This is a genomic window from Pseudonocardia asaccharolytica DSM 44247 = NBRC 16224, assembly GCF_000423625.1.
Classification (GTDB): Bacteria; Actinomycetota; Actinomycetes; order Mycobacteriales; family Pseudonocardiaceae; genus Pseudonocardia; species Pseudonocardia asaccharolytica.
This window is the reverse complement of sequence record NZ_AUII01000005.1, coordinates 29,517-51,938: the sequence shown is the minus strand read 5'-3', so window position 1 is coordinate 51,938 and position 22,422 is coordinate 29,517. Positions and strand designations below refer to the sequence as shown.

The 22,422-nt window shown below is 72.3% G+C and carries 24 protein-coding genes; 13 read left to right on the top strand and 11 right to left on the bottom strand.

Annotation, left to right across the window (positions count from 1 at the left end):
• Window positions 1-2: 2 nt before the first annotated feature.
• From G567_RS0107645 to G567_RS0107635, 3 genes are read right to left on the bottom strand one after another with little or no spacing between them, the layout of a single operon-like run.
• Window positions 3-1,040: an iron-containing redox enzyme family protein gene (locus G567_RS0107645; RefSeq protein ID WP_051232525.1), complete on the bottom strand. Its 1,038-nt coding sequence runs from the start codon at window positions 1,038-1,040 to the stop codon at window positions 3-5.
• Window positions 979-1,251, bottom strand: a complete 273-nt coding sequence (locus G567_RS27385; RefSeq protein ID WP_211223866.1) for a CDGSH iron-sulfur domain-containing protein — start codon at window positions 1,249-1,251, stop codon at window positions 979-981. Before G567_RS27385 ends, G567_RS0107645 begins: the two co-directional genes overlap by 62 nt.
• Complete coding sequence (locus tag G567_RS0107635; RefSeq protein WP_211223865.1) at window positions 1,244-1,897, bottom strand: HemK2/MTQ2 family protein methyltransferase; 654 nt, start codon at window positions 1,895-1,897, stop codon at window positions 1,244-1,246. Before G567_RS0107635 ends, G567_RS27385 begins: the two co-directional genes overlap by 8 nt.
• Window positions 1,898-2,270: 373 nt before the next feature.
• On the opposite strand from G567_RS0107635, the gene hpf reads away from it, so the two are divergent.
• Both hpf and secA read left to right on the top strand, forming a co-directional pair.
• The gene (gene hpf / locus G567_RS0107630) at window positions 2,271-2,945 is read left to right on the top strand and encodes a ribosome hibernation-promoting factor, HPF/YfiA family (protein ID WP_028929521.1); all 675 of its coding nucleotides are present in this window, start codon (window positions 2,271-2,273) and stop codon (window positions 2,943-2,945) included.
• 178 nt (window positions 2,946-3,123) lie between these two features.
• A complete protein-coding gene (secA, locus tag G567_RS0107625; RefSeq protein ID WP_028929520.1) occupies window positions 3,124-6,072 on the top strand; it encodes a preprotein translocase subunit SecA in 2,949 nt (982 codons plus the stop codon).
• 55 nt (window positions 6,073-6,127) lie between these two features.
• Here the strand turns inward: secA and G567_RS0107620 are convergent, their stop codons facing one another.
• Entirely contained in the window at window positions 6,128-6,484 is a 357-nt protein-coding gene (locus tag G567_RS0107620; protein ID WP_028929519.1) for an ArsR/SmtB family transcription factor, read from the bottom strand.
• A gap of 11 nt (window positions 6,485-6,495) precedes the next feature.
• On the opposite strand from G567_RS0107620, the gene G567_RS0107615 reads away from it, so the two are divergent.
• From G567_RS0107615 to G567_RS0107605, 3 genes are read left to right on the top strand one after another with little or no spacing between them, the layout of a single operon-like run.
• Window positions 6,496-7,527: a cation diffusion facilitator family transporter gene (locus tag G567_RS0107615; RefSeq protein WP_425414236.1), complete on the top strand. Its 1,032-nt coding sequence runs from the start codon at window positions 6,496-6,498 to the stop codon at window positions 7,525-7,527.
• 38 nt (window positions 7,528-7,565) lie between these two features.
• Complete coding sequence (locus tag G567_RS0107610; RefSeq protein WP_028929517.1) at window positions 7,566-8,180, top strand: acid phosphatase; 615 nt, start codon at window positions 7,566-7,568, stop codon at window positions 8,178-8,180.
• A gap of 40 nt (window positions 8,181-8,220) precedes the next feature.
• Window positions 8,221-8,760, top strand: coding sequence for a GNAT family N-acetyltransferase (locus tag G567_RS0107605; protein ID WP_028929516.1), 540 nt, complete (start codon window positions 8,221-8,223; stop codon window positions 8,758-8,760).
• Here G567_RS0107605 and G567_RS0107600 read toward each other — a convergent pair.
• Window positions 8,687-9,136 (bottom strand): hypothetical protein, encoded by a 450-nt coding sequence (locus G567_RS0107600; RefSeq protein WP_028929515.1) that lies wholly within the window; start codon window positions 9,134-9,136, stop codon window positions 8,687-8,689. The genes G567_RS0107605 and G567_RS0107600 overlap by 74 nt on opposite strands.
• A gap of 33 nt (window positions 9,137-9,169) precedes the next feature.
• Between G567_RS0107600 and G567_RS0107595 the strand changes: the two genes are divergently transcribed.
• Window positions 9,170-10,108 (top strand): diacylglycerol/lipid kinase family protein, encoded by a 939-nt coding sequence (locus tag G567_RS0107595; protein WP_028929514.1) that lies wholly within the window; start codon window positions 9,170-9,172, stop codon window positions 10,106-10,108.
• Window positions 10,109-10,527: 419 nt separating this feature from the next.
• Window positions 10,528-10,779: a WhiB family transcriptional regulator gene (locus tag G567_RS0107590; RefSeq protein WP_028929513.1), complete on the top strand. Its 252-nt coding sequence runs from the start codon at window positions 10,528-10,530 to the stop codon at window positions 10,777-10,779.
• Between the two features lie 204 nt (window positions 10,780-10,983).
• Here the strand turns inward: G567_RS0107590 and G567_RS0107585 are convergent, their stop codons facing one another.
• The gene (locus G567_RS0107585) at window positions 10,984-12,513 is read right to left on the bottom strand and encodes a sensor histidine kinase (RefSeq protein WP_028929512.1); all 1,530 of its coding nucleotides are present in this window, start codon (window positions 12,511-12,513) and stop codon (window positions 10,984-10,986) included.
• A 107-nt stretch (window positions 12,514-12,620) separates the two neighbouring features.
• Here G567_RS0107585 and G567_RS37090 point away from each other — a divergent pair, with 107 nt between their 5' ends.
• Complete coding sequence (locus G567_RS37090; RefSeq protein WP_147201326.1) at window positions 12,621-12,695, top strand: 50S ribosomal protein bL37; 75 nt, start codon at window positions 12,621-12,623, stop codon at window positions 12,693-12,695.
• A gap of 40 nt (window positions 12,696-12,735) precedes the next feature.
• Here the strand turns inward: G567_RS37090 and rsrA are convergent, their stop codons facing one another.
• Together rsrA and G567_RS27380 are read right to left on the bottom strand one after the other, a co-directional pair.
• Complete coding sequence (rsrA, locus tag G567_RS0107580) at window positions 12,736-13,071, bottom strand: mycothiol system anti-sigma-R factor (RefSeq protein WP_028929511.1); 336 nt, start codon at window positions 13,069-13,071, stop codon at window positions 12,736-12,738.
• Between the two features lie 43 nt (window positions 13,072-13,114).
• Window positions 13,115-13,723, bottom strand: coding sequence for a sigma-70 family RNA polymerase sigma factor (locus G567_RS27380; protein ID WP_037056368.1), 609 nt, complete (start codon window positions 13,721-13,723; stop codon window positions 13,115-13,117).
• A 349-nt stretch (window positions 13,724-14,072) separates the two neighbouring features.
• On the opposite strand from G567_RS27380, the gene ybaK reads away from it, so the two are divergent.
• Window positions 14,073-14,552: a Cys-tRNA(Pro) deacylase gene (ybaK, locus tag G567_RS0107570; RefSeq protein WP_028929510.1), complete on the top strand. Its 480-nt coding sequence runs from the start codon at window positions 14,073-14,075 to the stop codon at window positions 14,550-14,552.
• Window positions 14,553-14,567: 15 nt separating this feature from the next.
• Here ybaK and G567_RS0107565 read toward each other — a convergent pair whose 3' ends face one another.
• Complete coding sequence (locus G567_RS0107565) at window positions 14,568-15,194, bottom strand: alpha/beta hydrolase family protein (RefSeq protein ID WP_028929509.1); 627 nt, start codon at window positions 15,192-15,194, stop codon at window positions 14,568-14,570.
• The gene (locus G567_RS0107560) at window positions 15,191-16,003 is read right to left on the bottom strand and encodes an SOS response-associated peptidase (RefSeq protein ID WP_028929508.1); all 813 of its coding nucleotides are present in this window, start codon (window positions 16,001-16,003) and stop codon (window positions 15,191-15,193) included. Before G567_RS0107560 ends, G567_RS0107565 begins: the two co-directional genes overlap by 4 nt.
• Before the next feature lie 40 nt (window positions 16,004-16,043).
• Between G567_RS0107560 and aroA the strand changes: the two genes are divergently transcribed.
• The 4 genes from aroA (at window position 16,044) to G567_RS31890 (ending at window position 20,689) form a co-directional block, all read left to right on the top strand.
• On the top strand, window positions 16,044-17,333 hold the full coding sequence (gene aroA / locus G567_RS0107555) for a 3-phosphoshikimate 1-carboxyvinyltransferase (protein WP_028929507.1): 1,290 nt from the start codon (window positions 16,044-16,046) through the stop codon (window positions 17,331-17,333).
• 67 nt (window positions 17,334-17,400) lie between these two features.
• Window positions 17,401-18,396 carry a ribosome small subunit-dependent GTPase A gene (gene rsgA, locus G567_RS0107550; RefSeq protein WP_028929506.1) on the top strand — a complete coding sequence of 332 codons (996 nt, stop codon included), beginning with the start codon at window positions 17,401-17,403 and terminating at the stop codon, window positions 18,394-18,396.
• A gap of 50 nt (window positions 18,397-18,446) precedes the next feature.
• The gene (locus G567_RS0107545; RefSeq protein ID WP_154667128.1) at window positions 18,447-19,262 is read left to right on the top strand and encodes an SCO4651 family lipoprotein; all 816 of its coding nucleotides are present in this window, start codon (window positions 18,447-18,449) and stop codon (window positions 19,260-19,262) included.
• Window positions 19,259-20,689 (top strand): serine/threonine-protein kinase, encoded by a 1,431-nt coding sequence (locus tag G567_RS31890; RefSeq protein WP_051232523.1) that lies wholly within the window; start codon window positions 19,259-19,261, stop codon window positions 20,687-20,689. The genes G567_RS0107545 and G567_RS31890 overlap by 4 nt, the downstream gene beginning before the upstream one ends.
• A gap of 15 nt (window positions 20,690-20,704) precedes the next feature.
• Here G567_RS31890 and pruA read toward each other — a convergent pair whose 3' ends face one another.
• Window positions 20,705-22,336: an L-glutamate gamma-semialdehyde dehydrogenase gene (gene pruA / locus G567_RS0107535; protein ID WP_028929504.1), complete on the bottom strand. Its 1,632-nt coding sequence runs from the start codon at window positions 22,334-22,336 to the stop codon at window positions 20,705-20,707.
• Window positions 22,337-22,422 lie beyond the last annotated feature (86 nt).

Sequence of the window (22,422 nt, the reverse complement as noted above, 5' to 3'; positions counted from 1 at the left end):
GATCACGAGGGCAGCGGCGCGCGCAGCGACGAGCGGCCTACCTCCCACCGTCCCAGCAGCAGGCGGCCGAACCGGTCGGCGAGCAGGGTGGCGGCGCGGATGCCGAACACGATGTCGGCGGCCAACTCCGGCTCCGCGGCCAGCAGCGGCCCGATCACGCCGCGGCGCACGAGCTGCTCGTGGACGGCGTCGGCCTCGACGTGCTCGGCGTAGAACTCGACGGCGTCGCAACCGCACCCGAGTCTGCGCATCGCCCTGACCAGCCGGTCGGCGCCGGGGGAGGAGGTCAGCTCGACGGTGGCGAACTGCCCGACCAGCGTGCCCCGCAGGCACCGGTGCAGCCCGCACAGCGACATCAGGTTGATCTCGGCCAGGGTCTGGGCCGGGACGACATCGAGGTAGTGGCCGTAGTCCGGGGACAATCCCAGCGCGCGCATCGTCGTCGCGAACAGGTGGGCGTGCATCCGCTGCGGATCACCTGCGCCGTACTCGTCGTGCTCGACGGTCACCAACGCGGCCTTCGCCGGTCCGGACAGTCGGGGGATCACCCAGGCCTGCGGATCGGCCTCCTTGAGGTGGTAGAGGGACCGATGCGCGAGGTACTCCCGCAGCTGCCACCGCGCGCCGTCGCGGAGCAGATGGTGCGAGACCCCCCATCCGTCGGCGGGTTCGACGAGCAGGGCCCGCAGCTCGGTGTCCACGTCGTCGCCGGGCCGGACGTCGCGGCGCAGCGCGGCCAGGAATGCTTGCTCGAGGTCGCGGCGCAGCGCGAGCAGTGTGACGTCCCACTCCAGGTCGTCGGCGACGCCGGCGAAGCCGCGGTAGTGCAGCTCGTAGAGGCAGTAGAGGGCGAGCTGGAGGTCCTCGCCGTAGGGGGCGGCGTCCCGGGCGTCGATCGAGGGCGGCGGCGCGCCGCGCAGGGCGTCGAGGACGGTGGCCGAGATCGGGCCGCGCGGGCGCGGCAGCGGCGCACCGGCCTCAGCTGTCGACGGCGTCGTCGCGACGGGAAGTGTGCTCGGCGGGATCACCGGTCTCGGCATGGGTCTCCTCGGGACGGGTTCGGCGGGTCCGGCAGCGGTGGCTGGTGTCGCAGATCGGATAGCGGCGGCTGCGCCGGCAGGTGCACAGGGCGGTGACGGCGCGGTCGGAGTGGAGCAGTCGCCCGTCGGGGGTCACGATGGTCACGGGGCCGTGCACCAGCACCGGGCCCTCGCCGGTGATCTCGATGCGGGTGCGGGCGCGGTCAGGCACGATGGCGGGCCTCCACGACTACGATCTCCTCGTCGCGCTGGTCGGGCTGGACGAGGCCGCGGGCGGCGAGCAGGCCGGCGCGAGCCCGCATCACCGGTCCGAACGGGATCGTCGTCCGCGCCACGACCTGCGATTTCATCCCGGTCGCCTGCAGCGCCGCGACCGTGGTGTCCTCGTCGCACACCGTGGAGTGCACGATCAGTGCCACCCCGTCGTCGGTGAGCATGTCGGCCGCCCCGGCGCAGATCCGGTCGAGCAGCAGCCTGCCGTCGGGGCCCGCGTCCCAGCAGCGCGTGATCCGATGCCGGGGTGGTGCGACGGCCTCGGCCGGTACGTAGGGCGGGTTGGCGAGCAGCAGATCGAACCGCTCCCCCCGGACCGGCCCGAACAGGTCACCCCATCGAACCGTGACCGGGGTACGGGAGACCTGGGCGTTGAACCAGGCCGCGGCGACCGACCGCAACGAGAGGTCGACCGCGGTCACGGACGCCGCGCCTGCCCGGGCTGCCGCGAGGGCGAGCGCGCCGGTGCCGGTACCGAGGTCGAGCACCCGGCGGCCCGCCGCGTAGCCGCCCGCGCGCAGCACGTCGATCAGCAGCGTGGTGTCTCCATCGGCCCGGTATACGCCGGGCGGTCGCAGTAACACGGCGCTGTATGCCCCGGTCCGCCGGGACCGAACCGCGGGAACTCATGATCGGCCCGCCCGGGACCACAAACGGGTGCCGCTTGAGCGGCGCGAGCGTCACCCAGCGGTGCTTTATGCCGTTCGAGTGCCGCAGCTGCGGGGTGCAGCGCCCGAACGTACCCCGCGGGGGCGCCGGGAGGAATGTTGATCGGTGATACCACACGGCCGGGGATCGCTCTGCGCTACCCCCTGTTGTCGAATCGTGATCCCGACTACGGTGCATCCAACGTTGGCATCGCCCCGCGGGAGGAACGTCGATCGTGCATCCGGGGCGAGTACCCGGACGCGGCTTCGTTGCTCGCAGGCCCCGACGCTGAGAGCGAGGGAAGTCCGAGTGGAGATTGTTGTCACTGGCCGGAACGTCGAGGTCCCGGCCCATTTCAGGATCCACGTGACGGAGAAGGTCGGCCGCCTGGAGCGGTATGACCACAAGATCGCCGGACTGGAGGTTGAGCTCTTCCACGAACGCAACCGCCGTCAGCTGAAGAACTGCCAGCGGGTGGAGATCACCGGTCGTGGCCGCGGCACCTCAGTCGCCCGCGCCGAGGCGTGTGCCCAGGACTTCTACGCGGCGCTCGACGCCGCCGTCGGCAAGCTGGAGTCCAGGCTGCGCCGGTCGCACGACCGCCGCAAGGTCAGCGGCCGCCGGACCAGGATGGTCGTGACCGGGCGCGGTGGGCCCGGCGACGTCGCCGTCCTCGACGACCTTGCCGAACTCGACGCCGGTGCGATTCCCGCTCCCCGGACGCACGACGAGGCCATGGCCGACGGGTACCGCAGCGACGGCGCGGCCCTCGAGGGAGATGAGGGGGACACCGAGCGCGGGCCGGGCCGGATCGTCCGGCGCAAGGTACACAAGGCCGATCCGATGAGCGTGGACGACGCGCTGTCCCGGATGGAGCTTGTCGGGCACGACTTCTATCTGTTCACCGATGCGGAGACCGGCGCGCCGAGCGTGGTCTACCGGCGCAAGGGCTATGACTACGGGGTCATCCAGCTCAGTCGATAGCTCCGTCCGGCGGAGGGTTTCGGCGGGGCGGCCGAGGGGAACTACCCATGATCTCTCGGCCGCTCCCGCCGATGCCGGGGACCCCACGGCGCTGGTGCCTCTACCATGGGCCGGGTGGCACGGTAGCCCGTGCCCGGTAACCCGGTGCCCTGACGCGACCAGTGAATGAGGTCAACCAGTGTCGTTCTTGAACCGTCTGCTCCGCGCCGGTGAGACGAAGCTGGTGAAGCGGCTCGGCAGGGTCGCCGATCACATCGACCTGCTCGAGCCGGAGATGCAGATACTCTCCGATGGCGAGCTGCGGGCCAAGACGCAGGAGTTCCGCGAGCGCCACGCGGCGGGCGAGGACCTCGGCGAGCTGCTGCCCGAGGCGTTTGCCGTGGTGCGTGAGGCCGCGGTGCGCACGCTCGGCCAGCGGGCCTTCCCCGTCCAGCTCATGGGTGGCGCGGCGCTGCATCTGGGCAACGTCGCCGAGATGAAGACCGGTGAGGGCAAGACGCTCACGTCGGTGTTGCCGGCCTATCTCAACGCCATCTCGGGCAAGGGCGTGCACGTCGTCACCGTGAACGACTACCTGGCCCGGCGCGACGCGGAGAACATGGGGCGCATCCACCGCTTCCTCGGCCTTTCGGTCGGGGTGATCCTCTCGGAGATGTCGCCCGCGCAGCGCCGGGAGCAGTACGCCGCCGATGTCACCTACGGCACGAACAACGAGTTCGGCTTCGACTATCTGCGCGACAACATGGCGTGGAACGCCGCCGACCTGGTCCAGCGCGGGCACAACTTCGCGATCGTCGACGAGGCCGACTCGATCCTCATCGACGAGGCCCGCACGCCGTTGATCATCTCCGGTCCGGCCGAGCAGAGTGCCCGCTGGTACCAGGAGTTCGCCCGGATGGCCCCGATGCTCAAGCGGGACGTCCACTACGAGGTCGACGAGCGCAAGCGCACCATCGGCGTCACCGAGGAGGGCGTCACCCTGGTCGAGGACCAGCTGGGCATCGACAACCTCTACGAGGCCGCGAACACCCCGCTGGTCGGTTACCTGAACAACGCGATCAAGGCCAAGGAGCTGTTCAAGAAGGACAAGGACTACATCGTCCGCGACGGCCAGGTCTTCATCGTCGACGAGTTCACCGGTCGGGTGCTCGCCGGGCGCCGCTACAACGAAGGCATGCACCAGGCCATCGAGGCCAAGGAGGGGGTGGAGGTCCAGGCGGAGAACCAGACGCTGGCCACCATCACCCTGCAGAACTACTTCCGGCTCTACGACAAGCTCGCCGGGATGACCGGTACCGCCCAGACCGAGGCGGCCGAGCTGCACGAGATCTACAAGATGAGCGTGGTGCCGATCCCGACGAACAAGCCGATGGTCCGCGCCGACCAGGCCGATCTGATCTACAAGACCGAGCCGGCCAAGTTCGCCGCGGTCGCCGCCGATATCGCGGAGAAGCACCGCAAGGGCCAGCCGGTGCTGGTCGGCACGACGAGCGTGGAGAAGTCGGAGTACCTGTCGAAGCTGCTCGTGCAGCTCCAGGTGCCGCACGAGGTGCTCAACGCGAAGCACCACGAGCGCGAGGCGACGATCGTCGCGCAGGCCGGGCATGCCGGCGCGGTCACCGTGGCGACGAACATGGCCGGCCGCGGCACCGACATCATGCTGGGCGGCAACCCCGAGTTCCTCGCCGATATCGAGTTGCGCCGCCGCGGGCTGGACCCGGTGGAGACCCGCGAGGAGTACGAGGCCGCCTGGGACAGCGTGCTGGCGAAGATGAAGGAGCAGGTGGCGGCCGAGGCCGAGGAGGTCAGGACCGCGGGCGGGCTGTACGTCCTGGGTACCGAGCGGCACGAGTCGCGGCGCATCGACAACCAGCTGCGCGGCCGGTCGGGCCGTCAGGGCGATCCGGGAGAGTCCCGTTTCTACCTCTCGCTCGGTGACGACCTGATGCGCCGGTTCAACGGCGCCATGGTCGAGTCGATCATGAACCGGTTCAACCTGCCCGATGACGTGCCGATCGAAGCCGGCATGGTGACCAAGGCGATCCGCTCCGCGCAGACACAGGTCGAGCAGCAGAACTTCGAGATCCGCAAGAACGTCCTCAAGTACGACGAGGTGCTCAACAAGCAGCGCACCGTCATCTACGACGAGCGCCGCCGGGTGCTCGCCGGCGAGGACGTCGAACAGCAGATCCGGCACATGCTCGTCGACGTCGTCGAGGCCTACGTTCAGGGCGCGACGGCCGACGGCTACGCCGAGGACTGGGATCTCGACAAGCTGTGGACGGCGCTCGGCACCCTCTACCCGATCTCGATTCGCTGGCAGGACCTCGCCGAGGGCGACCTCGACGACGCGGACCACGTCGACCTCAGCAAGGAGGCCATCGTCGAGGCCGTGCTGGCCGACGCGGAGAAGGCCTACGCCGCGCGGGAGGTCGAGATCGACCAGATGATCGGCGCCCAGGGCGGCATGCGCGAACTCGAACGTCAGGTCCTGCTGCAGGTCATGGACCGCAAATGGCGCGAGCATCTCTACGAGATGGACTATCTCAAGGAGGGCATCGGGCTGCGGGCGATGGCGCAGCGTGACCCGCTGATCGAGTATCAGCGCGAGGGGTACGACATGTTCTCCGCGATGCTCGAGGGCATCAAGGAGGAGACCGTCGGCCACCTGTTCAACGTGCGGGTACAGGTCGCCGAGACGCAGGCACCGGTGACCGCCACGATCGACGACGGTAGAGCCCAGGCCGCCGCCGGAGCCGCGGCCGTGAACGGCGAAGCGCCGAGTCCCGGCGCGCCCGCCGGTGCCAGGGGCGGGCCGCAGGCGGCACCCGCCGGGCGGCAGGCGCCGGTGCCTGCCGCTGCCGGTGCGCAGCCGCAGCCGAACCGCAGGCGCAGCCGGCACGCGCTGCCCGACGAGGATCCGGCCGAGACCACCTCGGTGCTGCCCGCCGCGTTCCGGGCCCGCCCGCCGGAGAACCTGCGCTACAGCGGGCCGACCGCGGAGGGTGGCGAGATCACCAGCGGCGGCGACCGTGCGGCCGGTCAACGCCGGGCCGGGCAGGGTAACCGCAGCGAACGCCGCGCCCAGCAACGCCAGGCGCAGAAGGCCCGCCGTCGCGCCCCCTGACGGCGTCTCGTCGGCCGGCGTGCGCTGACGGTGTCTCGACGGGGCTTTCCTCGCCTCAGTCGTGGTCGGGTAGCCCGGAAAGGTGGTGGTCGGCCGCCTCGACCGCTTCGCCCAGCAGCCGTCGCACATGGCCGCCCCGGGCGCGGTAGCACACCCGACGCCCGTCCCGGCGGATGCCGACCAGCCCCGTCATCCGCAACTTGGCCAGGTGCTGGGAGACCGCGGGCCGCGCCGCGTCGACCCTCTCCGCGAGCGTGCCGACGTCGTGCTCGGCGCCGCAGAGGAGCCAGAGGATCCGCAGCCGGGTCGGGTCGGCGAGCATCCGGAACGCCTCGGCCGCCGCCTCGATGTGCCTGCGATCGGGCAGCCGTTGCCACGTCTCCGCACCTGCACTGTCGTCGCGTGCGTACATGAGCACGTATTATGCCCGCGGTGGACGGACACGGAGGCGTGATGGGCGACACGAAGCACGGGCACGGCCACGCGCATGGGCACCGGCCGGTCGGCGGGCCGTGGCGCGCGGTGCGCCACCTCGTCGTCCCGCACAGCCACGACGCGTCCGAACGCATCGACTCCGCGCTGGAGAGCTCGCGGGCCGGTATGCGCGCGCTGTGGATCTCGCTGGCCGTGCTCGGCGCCACCGCCGCGTTCCAGGCCGTCGTCGCGGTGACCTCGGGTTCGGTGGCGCTGCTGTCGGACACGCTGCACAACGTCGCCGACGCGCTGACCGCCGTCCCGGTCGGGGTTGCCTTCCTGCTCGGTCGCCGTCCCGCCACCCGCCGCTTCACCTACGGCTACGGCCGGGCCGAGGACGTCGCCGGGATCATCGTCGTGTTGGTGATCATCGCATCGGCCGTGCTGGCCGGCGTGGAATCGCTGCGCAGGCTGGCCGAGCCCACGGACATGCGCAACATCGGGGCCGTGGCCGTCGCGGGCGTCGTCGGCTTCCTGGGCAACGAGATCGCTGCCCAGGTGCGGATCCGGACGGGCAGGCGGATCGGATCGGCCGCACTTGTGGCCGACGGGCTGCACGCCCGCACCGACGCCCTGACCTCGCTGGCCGTGTTGTTGTCCGCGGGCGGTGCCGCGGTGGGCTGGCGCTGGGCCGACCCCGTCGTCGGGTTACTGATCACCCTCGCCATCGCCACGGTGACGATCGGTGCGGCCCGGCAGGTGCTCGCCCGGCTGATGGACGCCGTCGACCCGGCGCTGGTCGAGCGCGCCGCGGGCGTGCTCGGTGCTGTCGACGGCGTCGAGGGGGTGGAGCGAGTGCGGCTGCGCTGGATCGGCCACGCGCTGCACGCGGAGGTGACCCTGGGCGTCGCCTCCGACCTTTCGCTGGTGCAGGCCCATCGGGTCGCGCACGACGCCGAGGATGCGCTCATCCGCGGGGTGCCCCGGCTCGCGACCGCCACCGTCCACGCCCACCCCCGTGAGTGCGTAACAGTGTTCTAACACTGTTACGCACTCACGGGGGTACGCTGCCAGCGGTGATGGACGGGGCTGGGATCTGCCGGATTTTTCTGCTGCGCCACGGGGAGACCGAATGGTCGGCGACCGGCCGGCACACCGGGCGTACCGACGTCCCGCTCACCGACCACGGCCGCGCACTGGCCCGGGCCGCCGGCCCGGTGCTGCGCGCGCTGCGCGGGCCCGCGGCGCCACCGCCCGCGCTCGTGTTGACCAGCCCGCGCAGCCGCGCGACGACGACCGCCGAACTCGCCGGACTGCGCATCGACCGGGCCGACGACCGGCTCGCGGAGTGGGACTACGGCGACTACGAGGGCCGCACCACCCCGGAGATCCGCGAGACCGACCCAGGCTGGACGATCTGGTCCCATTCCACCCCGGGCGGCGAGACGGCCGAGCAGGTCGCGTCCCGCGCCGACGCCGTGCTGGCCGAGGTGCGGGAGGTGCTGCCGCGCGGGGACGTCGTCCTGGTCGGCCACGGGCATTTCAGCCGGGTGTTACTGGCCCGCTGGATCGGTCTGCCCGCGAGCGCGGGCGTGCACGTGGCGATGGACGCTGCGGCGTGGAGCGTGCTCGGCAACGAGCGCGGTACGCCGCGGCTGGACCACGCCAACATCGTTCCGGTCGTCCCCGGATAGCGCGGGCGGCCGTCGGTCGGTGTGCGGAGATACTCGCCCGGTGACGAATCGGGTGCGCGAGATGCGAGACGACGACGTCGAGCCGGTCGTCGGACTGGTGCATGAGCTGGCGGCCTACGAGCGCGAACCCGAGTCCTGCCGGCTCACGGCCGCGCAGTTGCGAGCGGCGCTGTTCGGGCCTTCGCCCGCGCTGTTCGGACACGTCGCCGAGATCGACGGGGCCGTCGTGGGGTGTGCGCTGTGGTTCCTCAACTTCTCGACGTGGGAGGGCGTGCACGGGGTCTGGCTGGAGGACCTCTACGTCACCCCGGCGCGGCGCGGGCACGGTCTTGGCCGGGCGTTGCTCGCCGAGTTGGCCGCGATCTGCGTCGAGCGCGGCTACGCTCGGCTGGAGTGGTCGGTGCTCGACTGGAATGCGCCCGCGATCGGGTTCTACCGCTCGCTCGGGGCGGTCGGCCGGGACGAGTGGACGACGTTCCGGCTCAGCGGTGACGCGCTGTGCGCGCTCAGCCGCCCGATGAGCCAGGCGGCCGGTGCCGATCGTGCATCATCACCGACCACGCCCGCGAGCGCTCGCTGATCAGCAGCAGGAACGTCGAGATCACGAGTGCCCCGGTGATGATTCCCCAGACGAGCTGTTTCGACGGTCCCAGGAGCGAGTAGACGACGGGCAGCAGCAGCAGCTGCGCGACGATCGCCGGGGTGCGGGCCCAGCGCTTTCCGGCGATGAGGCTCCCGCCCACGGCGGTGAGCGCCGCCCCGAGCAGCAGGAAGTATGCGGCTTCGCCGAGCACGCTGCCCAGCCCCATGCTCGCGCTCGACGCCCGGAGCGCGAGCATCACCGCGAACCCGATGCCCACCAGCCCCTGCGCACAGACGCTCAGCCCGGCCCATTTGATCTGGGGCGGCGGGACCGGCGCGGCCTGCGTGCCCTCGGAGGTATCCCCGGACGTCACGAGACCGAGGATAGGCGAGCTACCCTGCGAGATGTGCGTGCGCTGCTCGTGGTCAACCCGCAGGCTACCTCGACCACTCCGGCCGGACGTGACGTGCTGGCGCACGCGCTGGCCAGCGAGCTGAAGCTGGACGTGCTGCTGACCCGCTATCGCGGCCACGCGGCCGAGGCGACCGCCCAGGCGGTCGCGGACGGCGTGGAGCTCGTGGTGGCGCTCGGTGGCGACGGCACCGTCAACGAGGTCGTCAACGGGCTGCTGGTGGCGGGCGACGGTCGCGTGCCGGACGACCCGTGGGAGGCTCCCGCGCTGGCGGTGGTGCCCGGTGGCTCGGCCAACGTCTTCGCCAGGGCGTTGGGTATGCCGCGCGATCCGCTCGAGGCCACGGCCGCGGTCCTGGCCGCGCTGGAGGCCGGCCGCAGCCGGCTGGTGGGGCTCGGTCGGGCCGACGACCGGTGGTTCACGTTCAACGCGGGCCTCGGCTGGGACGCCGACGTCGTCGCCGCCGTCGAGCGGGCCCGCACGCACGGCCGCGAGGCGACACCGCTGCGCTACGCCGGGACGGCGGTCGGCCAGTACCTGCGTCAGCGCCGGAACCCCCCGGCGATGACTGTCATGATCCCGGACGCCGCGCCGATCACCGACGTGCGGCTGGCGTTGGTCAGCAACACCGACCCGTGGACCTATCTCAGTGGGCGTGCCGTCCGGACCAACCCCGGCGCCTCCTTCACCGCCGGGCTGGCACTCTTCGCACTGCGTGATCTCGGCCTGCCGACGATCGCGCCGGTGCTGCGGCAGCTCCTGCGCTCCGATGGCAACCCGCGTGGCCGCCACGTTGCCCGGCAGGACGCGGTGGCCTGGGTCCGAATTCATACGGACGAGCCGCGAGCCCTCCAGGTCGACGGGGACCACCTGGGCGAACGGAGCGAGGTCGAGTTCGTCGCGGTGCCGGAGGCGCTGCGCGTCGTCGTATGAGAGAGTCAGCTCGTCGCAGCGGTGCGCTGCCGCCCACCCGTTAGGGTGATGGTTGCGGGCCATTCACCGCTGCCTTCGGACCGTCGAGCCGAACGGGGCTCGCACCAGGTCAAACCGTCCTCCAAGGTAGATCCCGCGCACGTCGCAAACTGCGAGGAAGGTTCTCGCGTGGTTTGCCGTTGTTCGGGTATCCGGCAACGGCGGACGGGGTACGGGGCTGCTCGCTCTTCGTGACGGGGACGACTGATCGATAATCGATCGGGTTGTTTCCTGTTGTGGGGGGCAGGTGAGGATCATCACCAACGCGGACCTCGTCCCTTGAAGACATGACGCGCTCGTGAAAGCATTCACAAGCGCGGAAACACCGTGACCGACGATCGGCGCGACCCCGATCGCGCAATACAAGGAGCAGAGCAATCATGGATTGGCGCCACCGCGCTGTATGCCGCGACGAGGACCCGGAGCTGTTCTTCCCAGTGGGGACCAGCGGGCCCGCGCTGCTGCAGATCGCCGAGGCCAAGTCCGTCTGCCGACGCTGCCCCGTGGTCACCGAGTGCCTCACCTGGGCGCTCGAGAGCGGCCAGGATGCAGGCGTCTGGGGCGGAATGAGCGAGGACGAGCGCCGGGCGCTGAAGCGTCGCAGCGCACGCACTCGCGCTCGGACGGCTTGAGAGACAGGCTCCGCGACCGAAGCGAGCCCAGAACTCCCCTCACCGCGGGCCCGAACGCCGGACGCCACCGGCTTCGGGCCCGCGGTGCTGTCGCCGGGCGCTATCGGCAGATCCGGGGACGGATCCGGCGCGCTCCTGGCGGAGACCGTCGGCCATGCCACCGGCGCGACCACGGTGCCGAGGACGACGGTCACGGTCTTGAGGCTATCGCCCCACGATCGGGATGGAGATGACGGCCTCCGTACCGCCCCCGGCCTGCGGCCGCAGCTGTAGCACCGACTCCAGCTCGGAGTCGAGCAGCGTGCGGACGATCTGCAGGCCCAGCCCGTCGGCGGCATCGGGATCGAACGCCTCGGGCAGGCCACGGCCGTCATCGGCCACGGTCACATCGAGTCGCCCGGCCGAACGCCGTGCCGACACCACCACCTCACCGGTCTCTCCCGGCTCGTAGGCGTGAGCCAGCGCGTTGTGCACCAGCTCGGTGAGGACCAGGACCAGCGGTGTCGCGAGCCTGGCCGACAGCGTGCCGAAGCTGCCCTCGCGGCAGACCTTGGCGCGCACCTCGGCGGTCGCGCCGTCCCCGATCGCGGGCAGCACCGTGTCGACGAGGTCGTCGAGGTCGACCTGCTCGGCGACGGAGAACGCCAGCGCCTCGTGCACCAGTGCGATCGAGGTGACCCGGCGCACGCTCTCGATGAGCGCTCGCCGCGCCTCCGGGATCGCGGTGCGCCGGGCCTGCAGCCGCAGCAGCGCCGCCACCGTCTGCAGGTTGTTCTTGACCCTGTGGTGGATCTCCCGGATGGTCGCGTCCTTGCTGATCAGGGCAAGGTCACGGCGGCGCAGGTCGGTGACGTCACGGACGAGCACCAGCGCGCCGGCCGCGTCCCCGCGGGGACGTAGCGGCAACGCACGGACCAGCATGACAGCGCCCCGGGCCCGGATCTCCAGCCGCAGCGAAGGGCGGCCGTCGAGCGCGGCCTGAATCCGCGCGGCGACGTCGGCGGCGTCGAACGGGTCCCGGACGAGCTCGCGCGTCGCGTCGGCGAGCGACAGCCCGATCAGATCGCTGGCGTGCCCCATCCGGTGGTAGGCCGACAGCGCGTTGGGGCTGGCGTAGGCGACCAGGCCCCGCGAGTCGAGCCGGATCAACCCGTCGCCCGCCCGTGGGCTGGTATCGGCGCCGGTCACGGCCGGCTTCTGCGGGAAGGTCCCGTCGGCGACCATCTGGCACATGTCCGACGCGCTGCCCAGATAGGCGATCTCCAGCGGGCTGGGGACCCGGGGCATGGCCAGGTTGGTGTCGCGCGACAGCACCGCGATCACCTCGCCTGCGTGCCGGACCGGGATGGTCTCGCGGCGCACCGGCACGTCTAGATGCCACCGCGGGTCCTCCTCGCGGCAGATTCGGCCCTCCACGGCCGCGCGGCGAAGCTGCGGGTTCTCCGTCGCGGTCACCCGCTCGCCGACCACGTCCTCGGGGTAGGCGGTTGGGGCCGTGTCCGGCCGCGCCTGGGCGACGCAGAGGAACGCGGTCGGCATGGTCGTCTCGCCGCCGTCCGGACCCTCGGTACGCGCGTCGGGCGAAGCCTTCCAGGGCAGCGGGATCCACAGCAGGAAATCGGCGAAGGACATATCCGCCAAGAGCTGCCATTCGGCGACCACCCGCTGCAGGTGCTCGACGGCGTCACCGGAGAGCTGGGTGTGCTCGGCAAGCAGCTCGCTGAGGGTCGACACGCGTTTCCTTCTACCCTTCCCGATCGCTCCGTAGGCCTGGAAAGCCTCATCCAACCACGTGGAACACTGGCGGCGATCCAGTGAGATGAGCGCAATGAGGAGGCACGATGTCCCGCCGGGCTCGCAAGAAGCGCGACCGCAAGAAGAGCAGCGCCAACCACGGCAAGCGGCCGAACAGCTGACGTCGCGAAGGGCCGGTGCCGCGTGCACCGGCCCGTTCGGTCAGGCCTGGCGTTCCACCCGCATGGTGCGCACCTCGACGGTCGTCCCGGACGGACCGGACTCGACCGTCACCTCGGCCTGCTCGAGCACCGCGCGCCGGATCTGCTCGCGTAGCCGCTGTTTCAACCCGCTCGGCGCGTGCTCGCCGCCGCACTTGCGGGCCAGCAGTGCCTTGAGCTTCTCCTCGATGCCGTACTCGGCAAGGCACGGCCCGCATTCCTCGAGATGCCGCGCCAACAGGTCCCGCCGCGTCTGGTCACATTCGTGATCGAGAAAAAGCCACACCTCGGCGAGGACCTCCGCACAGTCGGGATCGTGGTGGCTGCCGCAGCTCACGCCGCCACCTCGCCTCGCACGGAGGGCCCGAACACGTACCTGCTCACCGGGCCACCTCCTGCTGCCGACCGTCGCGGATGAAGCCGCGGTCCCGCGCCGTCTCGGTGAGCATCTCACGCAACTGCCGCCGCCCACGGTGCAGCCGCGACATCACGGTCCCGATCGGAGTGCCCATGATCTCGGCGATCTCCTTGTACGCGAAGCCCTCCACGTCGGCCAGGTAGACGGCCATCCGGAAGTCCTCGGGAAGCTGCTGGAGGGCCTCCTTGATCGCCGTGTCCGGCAGGTTGTCCAGCGCCTCCATCTCGGCCGAGCGCAGACCGGTCGAGGTGTGCGCGCTGGCCTGGGCCAGCTGCCAGTCGGTGATCTCGTCGGTCGGCGACTGCTGCGGCTGGCGCTGCCGCTTGCGATAGCCGTTGATGTAGGTGTTGGTGAGGATCCGGTACAGCCATGCCTTGAGGTTGGTGCCCTCGCGGAACGTGTGGAAAGCCGAGTACGCCCGCAGGAAGGTCTCCTGGACCAGGTCCTCGGCGTCGGCCGGGTTCCGGGTCATCCGCAGCGCGGCGCCGTAGAGCTGGTCGAGCAGCGGCATGGCGTCGCGTTCGAAGCGGGCGGCGCGCTCAGCCGGTGTCTCGTCCGGGGCGCGATCCACCCGCTCGGTCGTTCCGTTCTCGACGCTCTTGCCGACCGGTTCGTGTTCGCGTTCGGTGGATACGGCCGGCCCTGGCGTCGCCGGAGTGGCGGGCACCGCGCTCCTCTCGCGCGAGGCGATCCTCGCGACCAGCTCGGGATTGGCCGCCGCCGTGGCGACCGGCTGCAACGCCGAGGGTACGCGCCCGCCGCGTCCCAGGCGCGCCAATGGGACCTCCATTACACCGTGGCTCACTGCTGCGTCAACGCCGCGCATCGGTGAGTCATTCCCGGCTCCGCCCGTCGCCTGTCTCACCCATGTCCGGGCGGCGCGGCGCCGGGGGTCCGGTGTGCGTTCTAGGCTCGCCGCCGTGGCGGGGAAGGGGACGCCGGCGACCGTGCTGCTGGCGAGACAGAAGATCGCGCACACCGTGCACACCTACGTCCACCAGGACGGCCAGGCGTACGGACCCGAGGCGGCCGAGGCGCTGGGCGTGGATCCGGGACGGGTGTTCAAGACCCTCGTCGCCGAGGTGGACGGGGCGGTGACGGTCGGGATCCTGCCGGTCACGGGCACGCTCGACCTCAAGGCGCTCGCCGCGGTCGTCGGCGGGAAGCGGGCCCGGATGGCCGAGATCGGCCTCGCCGAACGGGCCACCGGCTACGTGGCGGGCGGGATCTCCCCGCTCGGGCTGCGCAAACGGCTGCCGATGGTGCTCGACGCCTCGGCGCAGGATCTGCCCACCGTGTTCTGCAGCGGGGGCCGACGGGGCCTGGAGATCGAGCTCGCGCCCGCCGACCTGGTCCGTCTGACCGGCGCCCGAATCGCTCCCATTGGCTGCGCCTCGTGACCGGCGAACACCGTTTTAACGGTGTTCGCCGGTCACGAGGCGCAGCCACCCGCCGACGGCCCGCGCGACACCGGCGGGATCGGCCTTGAGGCTGTGGTCACCCGGCAGCAGCACCACCGAACGGCCCGCCGCGGACTCGGGGCGCCCGAACAGGTCGCGCTCGCCCTGCACGACGAGCACGGGCACGGTGACGCCGTCGAGCTCGGCGCGGCGGTGCTTGTCCGGCTTGCCCGGCGGCTGCACCGGGAAGGCGAGGCACAGCACCGCGACGGCGCCCGCCGCGGCCGCGGTCCGGCAGGCCACCCGCGCACCGGAGCTGCGGCCCCCGGTCACGAGCGGCAACCCGGCGAGCTGACCGGAGCGCACCGCGGTCACCACGGCCAGCCAGGACGCGTCCAGCTGCGCGGCCGGGGCCGGGGCGCGCCTGCCTGCCACCCGGTAGGGCTGCTCGACGAGCGCGACGTGCAGACCCGCCTGCCGCGCCGCGCCGGTCGCCGCGACCAGGTCGGGGGCGTCGACGCCGCCGCCCGCGCCGTGCCCGAGCAGCAGCCCGCCCGCGGTGCCGTCCGCGGAGTGCAGCTGCACCCGGGCCGGGCCGTGCGGGGTGGCGACCTCCTGCACGGACTCGGGACCGCCGCTCACTCGGGGCTCGAGCCCCCGGAGTTCAGCAGGTCGAGCTGCAACGGTTCGGCGACCTGCTCCGGCGGCAGCGCCTCGAGCAGCTCGGGATCGTTGTTGCGCACGCTGTTGACCCGGCTGGACACCGGCCGCAGCTCCATCCGCGCGATGAGCTCCGGCGCCGGGGGCGCGAGCAGCCGGGCCACCGACTCGGCGCTCACGTCGGCGTCGGGGTCGAGCCAGTCGGCCCAGGCATCCGGGGGCAACACCAGCGGCATCCGGTCGTGCACCTGGGCGAGCGGACCGACCGCCTCGGTGGTGAGCACTGCCGCGGTGACCAGGCCGTCGGGGTACTTGCCGTCCAGGTCGTGCTTGGGCCGCCAGAACTCCCACACCCCGGCCAGCGCGACCGAGCTGCCGTCGCGGTAGTGGGTGAAGTAGGGCTGCTTGGTCTTGCCGGCCCGGGTGTCGCGGCGCTGCCATTCGAACCAGCCGTCGGCGGGAAGCAGGCAGCGCCGGGCGGCGAGCGCCCGGCGGAAGGCGGGTTTCTGGGCCGCCGTCTCGGACCGCGCGTTGATCATGCGGGCGCCGCTCGAGGGGTCCTTCGCCCAGGACGGCACCAGTCCCCAGCGCATCCGCCGCAGCGTACGTTCGGTGGTGCTCGGGTCGGGGTTGCCATCGGCGTCGCGCGGATGCCGCTCGACGACCGTGTAGATCTGTTTGGTGGGCGCGACGTTGAAGTCGGGCCTGCCTTCGCCCTCGGTGGCATCGACGGCCCGAAACTCGTCGGCCAGATCGGCGGGGGCCTTGGTGGAGGCATAGCGGCCGCACATGCCCACCATGGTTCCACGGCGGCAGTGAAAAGATGGGGACGTGCACACTCCATGGCCCGCTCCGCATGTCACCGGCCCGGTGCGGGGCCGCGTCCTCGTGCCGGGCTCGAAGTCGGTGACCAACCGGGCGCTGCTGCTGGCCGCGCTGTCCCGTGGCCCGGCGTCGGTCGCCGGTGCCCCCGCCACCCGGGACACGGCGCTCATGGTCGACGCGCTGCGCGCGCTGGGCGTTCCGATGCGGGTCGACGGCGAGCACGTGACGATCGAGACGCACGACGGGCTGCGCGGCGGCGGCACCGTCGACTGCGGCCTGGCGGGCACCGTGATGCGGTTCGTCCCGCCCGCCGCCGCGCTCGCCGACGGTCCGGTCCGGTTCGACGGCGACCCGCGCGCCCGGGAGCGCCCGATGGACACCGTGCTCGACGCGCTGCGCCGCCTCGGCGCGGTGATCGAGGGGCCGGGCGGCGATCCGGCGGTGCGGTCGCTGCCGTTCGTCCTGCACGGCGCCGGCGGGCTGCCCGGCGGTGATGTGGTGATCGACGCCTCGTCGTCGTCGCAGTTCGTGTCGGGGCTGCTGCTGTCGGGCGCGCGCTACGACAAGGGTGTGACGGTGTTCCACGACGGGAAGCCGGTTCCCTCGCTGCCGCATATCGACATGACGGTGGCGATGCTGCGCGAGGCGGGCGTCGCGGTCGACGACGCCGAGCCCAACACCTGGCGGGTGTCCCCCGGGGACGTCGCGGCACGGGACTGGACGGTCGAGCCGGACCTGTCCAACGCCTCGGTGTTCCTGGCCGCCGCGGCCGTCACCGGCGGCCGGGTGACCGTCGCGGGCTGGCCGGAACACTCCACCCAGCCCGGGGCGGGGATCCTGCCGGTGCTCGCCGAGTTCGGCTGTTCGATCGAGCCGGGCCCGGACGGGATGAGCGTGACCGGCCCGGACGCGCTCGACGGCGTCGACGTCGACCTGCACGACGTCGGCGAGCTCGCGCCGACCGTGGCGGCGGTGGCCGCGCTCGCCCGCGCCCCGTCCCGGCTGCGCGGCATCGCGCATCTGCGCGGGCACGAGACCGACCGGATCGCCGCGCTGGCCACCGAGATCACCGCGCTGGGCGGTGACGTCAGCGAGACCCCGGACGGGCTGGAGATCCGGCCGCGCCCGCTGCGCGGGCGGGCCGACCGGCCGTGGCGCGCCTACGCCGACCATCGGATGGCGACCGCGGGCGCGCTGGTCGGGCTCGTGGCGGCGGGGGTGTTCGTCGACGACATCTCCTCGACGGCCAAGACCTTCCCGGACTTCCCGGGCAGCTGGGCGGCGCTGGTCTCGTGAACCCGCCCGCGATCGCATCCCCGGACCCGCCGGCCCCGGCCCGGCCCGGTCACGGCGAGGATCGCGGGTGAGGGCGCGCGCCCGGGACTACGACGAGTCCGACGTCCGGATCCGGCCGGGGCGTGGCTCGCGGCCACGCAGCAAGCGACGCCCCGATCACGCCGATGCCGCCGAGGCGATGGTCATCGCCGTTGATCGCGGACGCTGGACCTGCGCGCTCGGCGGAAAGGCGGATCTGCCGATGATCACCGCGATGCGTGCGAGGGAGCTGGGCCGCACGCCGATCGTCGTCGGGGATCGGGTGGGGCTGGTCGGAGACCTGTCCGGGGACGCGGACACGTTGGCCCGGATCGTGCGGGTGGAGGATCGGCGAACCGTGCTGCGCCGGACCGCCGACGACACGGACGCCTACGAGCGCGTCATCGTCGCGAACGCGGAGCAGCTCGTGATCGTCACCGCGCTGGCCGATCCGCCGCCGCGTTCCGGGTTCGTCGACCGCTGTCTGGTGGCAGCCTACGCCGGCGGGCTGGCTCCGGTGCTGTGCCTGACCAAATCCGACCTCGCCGAGCCCGAGCCGTTCGCGCAGCAGTACGCGGAGCTGGAGGTCCCGGTGGTCGTCACCCGCCGCGACCGGCCGCCGACCCAGCTCGCCGAGCTGCTCGCCGGCCGGGTCTCCGCGCTCGTCGGGCATTCGGGGGTGGGTAAGTCGACGCTGGTCAACGCGCTGGTGCCGGACGCCACACGGGCTGTGGGCGCGGTGTCGGCGGTCGGCCGCGGCCGGCATACGACCAGCGCGGCGATCGCGCTGCCGCTGCCCTGCGGGACCGGGTGGGTCGTCGACACCCCGGGCGTGCGGTCCTTCGGGCTCGCCCACGTCACCCCGGACGACGTCCCCGCCGCATTCGACGACCTCGCCGTGGCCATCGAGGACTGCCCGCGCGGCTGCGGGCACCTCGGCCCACCGGCAGACCCCGAATGCGCCCTCGACACGCTGGTGGAACGGGGCGCGCTGCGTCCCGGCAGGCTGGCCGCGCTGCGCAGAGTGCTGGTCGCACTGCGCTGAGTATCACCGGATAGCGTGTGCTGACTTCTGGTGACGGGAGGCGCGAGGCGATGCGCGGAGCGGGACGGCGGCCGGGGTGGTGGTCGGTGTTGCTGGTGCTGGGCATGCTGCTCACAGGCTGCGCCTCACGCGACGCCGGCACCGCCGCCGAGACCGGATCCGGCCTGCCCCGCTACTACGACATCAAGCAGCTCATCGCCGCGGTCACCGACCGGGTGCGCAGCGACCGGACCGCCGGGCTGAGTGTGCGCGGGGAGGTCGCCGGACAGTCCGCGGGAACCCAGATCAGCGGTGACGGGGTGATCCGGCTCGCCGAGGAGGGCGTGTCCGCGCAGTTCACCCAGTCCATGAGCCGGCCGGGCGCCGCGCCCGCGAAGACCGAGTTCCTGGTCGTGGCGGGGCAGGTCTACCTGCGTCACGCGGGATCCGACCCGCCGTGGGTCCGGGTCGACGCCCGTTCCGCCGATCCGGCCGACCGCGGGCGCGCGATCCTCGCCGACGCCATCGCCGACAACGGCGACCCGACCACCAACCTGGTCCGCTACGCGGACGCCACCCTCGTCGCCGACGCCGCCGACGATGTCGTCGACGGGGTCGCGACGGTCCGGTACGCGCTCGTCGTCGACCTGGCGCGGGCCGCCGTGCTGGAGCCCGATCCGGCGCTGCGGGCCCAGCTGGAGCAGCAGGTGCGCGGCGGATTCACCCGGATCACGTCCACGCTGTGGGTGGATGCGGCCAACCGCCCGGTGGGCGCCCACACCCGCCAGGAGCTGCCCGGAGTCGGCACGCTGACGTTGACCAGCGAGTACCGGGACTGGGGGCGCCCCGTCCAGATCGCGGCACCGCCGTCGGGCCAGATCCGGTGACCGGCTCCGGTCCCCGCACGGTCGGGCCGTTCACGATCCTGCGGATGCTCGGCGAGGGCGGTATGGGGCGGGTCTACCTCGGCCGTTCCCGCGACGGCGCGCTCGCCGCGGTCAAGGTCATCCGCGCCGACCTGGCCGGCGACGCGGAGTTCCGGGCCAGGTTCCGCCAGGAGGTGGCGGCGGCGTCGCGGGTGCGCAGCGCCCGTACGGCGGCCGTGCTCGGCGCCGACCCGGAGGCGGCGTCGCCGTGGCTGGCCACCGAGTACGTACCGGCACCGTCGCTGCGGGAGGCGGTCGCGGCGCAGGGCCCGATGGCGGCGGACGCGATCCGGCAGCTCGGGATCGGGCTGGCCGAGGCGCTGGTGGCGATCCACCGCGCCGGTGTCGTGCACCGCGATCTGAAGCCCGGGAACGTGTTGCTCGGCACCGACGGGCCCCGCGTGATCGACTTCGGGATCGCGCGGGCCGCCGACGCGACCGTGCTGACCCGCACCGGCGCGATCATCGGGAGTCCCGGCTACATCGCCCCCGAGCAGCTCGCGCACGGTCACTCGGGGCCGGCCTCGGATGTCTTCGCGCTCGGCGGCCTGCTGCTGCATGCGGCGACCGGACGGGGTCCCTTCGGGGAGGGCGACGCGGCCACACTGCTCTACCGGGCCCTCCACGTCGAACCCGATCTGAGCGGGGTGCCCGCCCCGCTCACCCCGATCATCGCCGCCTGCCTCGACCGCGACCCGAGCCGCCGGCCCTCGCCGGAGCAGCTGCGCGACGCGCTGGCCGGGAACGGGCTGCCGGACCGGCCGCCACCGACCCTCGCCGCCGCGCCGGAAGCGCCGGCGCGCGGGCCCGCGCCGCGGTGGCACCGGGCCGCGCTGGTGACCGGCGTGGTCGCCACGCTGGCGGTGCTGGTCGGGGTCGGCCTGTGGGCGTTGCGCGGTCCCGGCTCGTCGCCGGGACCGCAGCTGCCGACGTGGACCGAGCCGCCGTCGGCGGTCCCGACCTCGGCGGTGCCGGTGGCGACCCTGGTGCCGACCAGCGCCCCCGTCACGACCGCGCCCGCCGACGTCCAGGTGGCTTCCGCCGCAACCGGATTCAGCACGCCGAGCAACAACATCGCGTGCTACCTCAGTCCGAACTCGGCGCGTTGCGATATCGCCGAACACAGCTGGGATCCCGACCGGGTGCCCAACCGGCCCGATAACTGCCCCCTGGTCTGGGGCGACTCGCTGTCGGTCACCGGCAGCGACCGGGCGGAGTTCGTCTGCCACGGCGACACCGTGTTCGGCACCGGGCCGATCCTCGACTACGGCCGCTCGCTGCGGGTCGGCGACGTGACCTGCACGAGCCGCACCGCCGGCGTCGAATGTCGGGTCGGTGCCAGCGGGCACGGGTTCTCGATGTCCAAGAGCGGCTACCAGTTCTTCTGACCGCGGGCAGTGGGATCAGCCCATATGCGGGTAGGCGTGATCGGTCGGCGGCAGGAACGTCTCCTTGACCGAACGCGGGCTGCTCCAGCGCTGCAGGTTGTAGATGGAGCCCGCCTTGTCGTTGGTCCCCGACGCCCGCGCGCCGCCGAAGGGCTGCTGCCCGACAACGGCGCCGGTCGGCTTGTCGTTGACGTAGAAGTTGCCCGCGGCGAAGCGCAGCTCCCGGTGCGCGGTGTCGATCGCCGCCCGGTCGGTCGCGAAGACGGCGCCGGTCAGCGCGTACGGGGTCGCGGTGTCGACCAGCCGCAGCACCCGTTCGTACTCGCCGGGCACCGCGTCGTCCCAGACGTGCACGGCGAGCACCGGCCCGAACAGCTCGGTGGTGAACACCTCGTGCGTCGGGTCGTCGCCGACCAGCACGGTCGGCTCGACGAACCAGCCCTCGGCGTCGTCGCACCCGCCGCCGGTCAGGACGTCGAGCTCCCCGCGCGCCTTGTCCAGTGCCGTCGAGAGCCGGGTGTACGCGCGCCCGTCGATCACGGCGCCGCCGAAATGACGGAGGTCGGTGACGTCGCCGTAGGAGATCGAGCGGGTCCCGTCGGCGAGCGCCTCGCGCAGTCCACCGCGCCAGCGCGAGGCAGGCACGAACGCCCGCGACGCGGCCGAGCACTTCTGCCCCTGGTACTCGTAGGCCCCTCGGACCAGCGCGGTGACCAGCGCGGCGGGATCGGCGCTCGGATGCGCGACGACGAAGTCCTTGCCGCCGGTCTCGCCCACCAGCCGCGGGTAGCCGCGGTAGCGCTCCAGGTTCTCGCCCACGGTGCGCCACAGATGCCGGAACGTGCGGGTGGAACCGGTGAAATGCACCCCGGCCAGGTCCGGTGACCGCAGCGCCACCTCGGAGACGGCGTCGCCGTCGCCCGTCACCATGTTGATCACGCCTGTCGGGAGCCCGGCCGCCTCCAGCAGCCGCATCGTGTACCAGGCGGCCAGCGTCTGGGTGGGACTCGGCTTCCACACCACCGTGTTGCCCATCAACGCGGGCGCGGTGGGCAGGTTGCCGGCGATCGCGGTGAAGTTGAACGGGGTGATCGCGAGGACGAAGCCCTCCAGCGGGCGGTGGTCGAACCGGTTCCACACCCCGGGGCTGGACTGCGGCTGCTCGGCCAGCAACCGCCGCGCGTAGTGCACGTTCCACCGCCAGAAGTCGATCAGTTCGCAGGCCGCGTCGATCTCTGCCTGCTGCACGGACTTGGACTGGCCGAGGATGGTCGCGGCGTTGAGGGTGTCGCGCCACGGCCCGGCCAGCAGGTCGGCGGCGCGCAGGAACACCGCGGCGCGTTCGTCGAACGGCAGGTCACGCCAGCCTGGGGCGGCGGCGCGAGCCGCATCCACCGCGTCGGCGACGTCGATCGCAGTGGCCTGCGCGCTGACCCCGAGCCGGTCGTGCCTGCGGTGCGGCTGCACGATGTCGATCGGGTCGCCGCCGGCCATCCGTTGCTTCCCGCCGATGGTGCACGTCAGCTCGTGCGGTTCGACCGCGAGTTCGCCGATGCGGCGCTGCAGGGACGCGCGCTCGGGGCTTCCGGGAGCGTAGCCGCGGACGGGTTCGTTGCGCGGCGACGGAACATCGGTGACGGCGGTCATGTCGGCCATCTGGTCCTCCCACGGGTAGCGGGTCGTGCCACCAGAGTGGCCTCTATCCTGGTTCGATGCCATCTCGCTCGGGCCAT

Coding starts and splice junctions, on each gene's coding strand:
- G567_RS0107645 (WP_051232525.1), bottom strand. CDS start 1,040: ATGCCGAGACCGGTGATCCCGCCGAGCACACTTCCCGTCGCGACGACG.
- G567_RS0107620 (WP_028929519.1), bottom strand. CDS start 6,484: ATGTACGCACGCGACGACAGTGCAGGTGCGGAGACGTGGCAACGGCTG.
- G567_RS0107615 (WP_425414236.1), top strand. CDS start 6,496: ATGCCCGCGGTGGACGGACACGGAGGCGTGATGGGCGACACGAAGCAC.
- G567_RS0107610 (WP_028929517.1), top strand. CDS start 7,566: ATGGACGGGGCTGGGATCTGCCGGATTTTTCTGCTGCGCCACGGGGAG.
- G567_RS0107590 (WP_028929513.1), top strand. CDS start 10,528: ATGGATTGGCGCCACCGCGCTGTATGCCGCGACGAGGACCCGGAGCTG.
- G567_RS0107560 (WP_028929508.1), bottom strand. CDS start 16,003: ATGTGCGGCCGCTATGCCTCCACCAAGGCCCCCGCCGATCTGGCCGAC.
- G567_RS0107545 (WP_154667128.1), top strand. CDS start 18,447: ATGCGCGGAGCGGGACGGCGGCCGGGGTGGTGGTCGGTGTTGCTGGTG.
- pruA (WP_028929504.1), bottom strand. CDS start 22,336: ATGACCGCCGTCACCGATGTTCCGTCGCCGCGCAACGAACCCGTCCGC.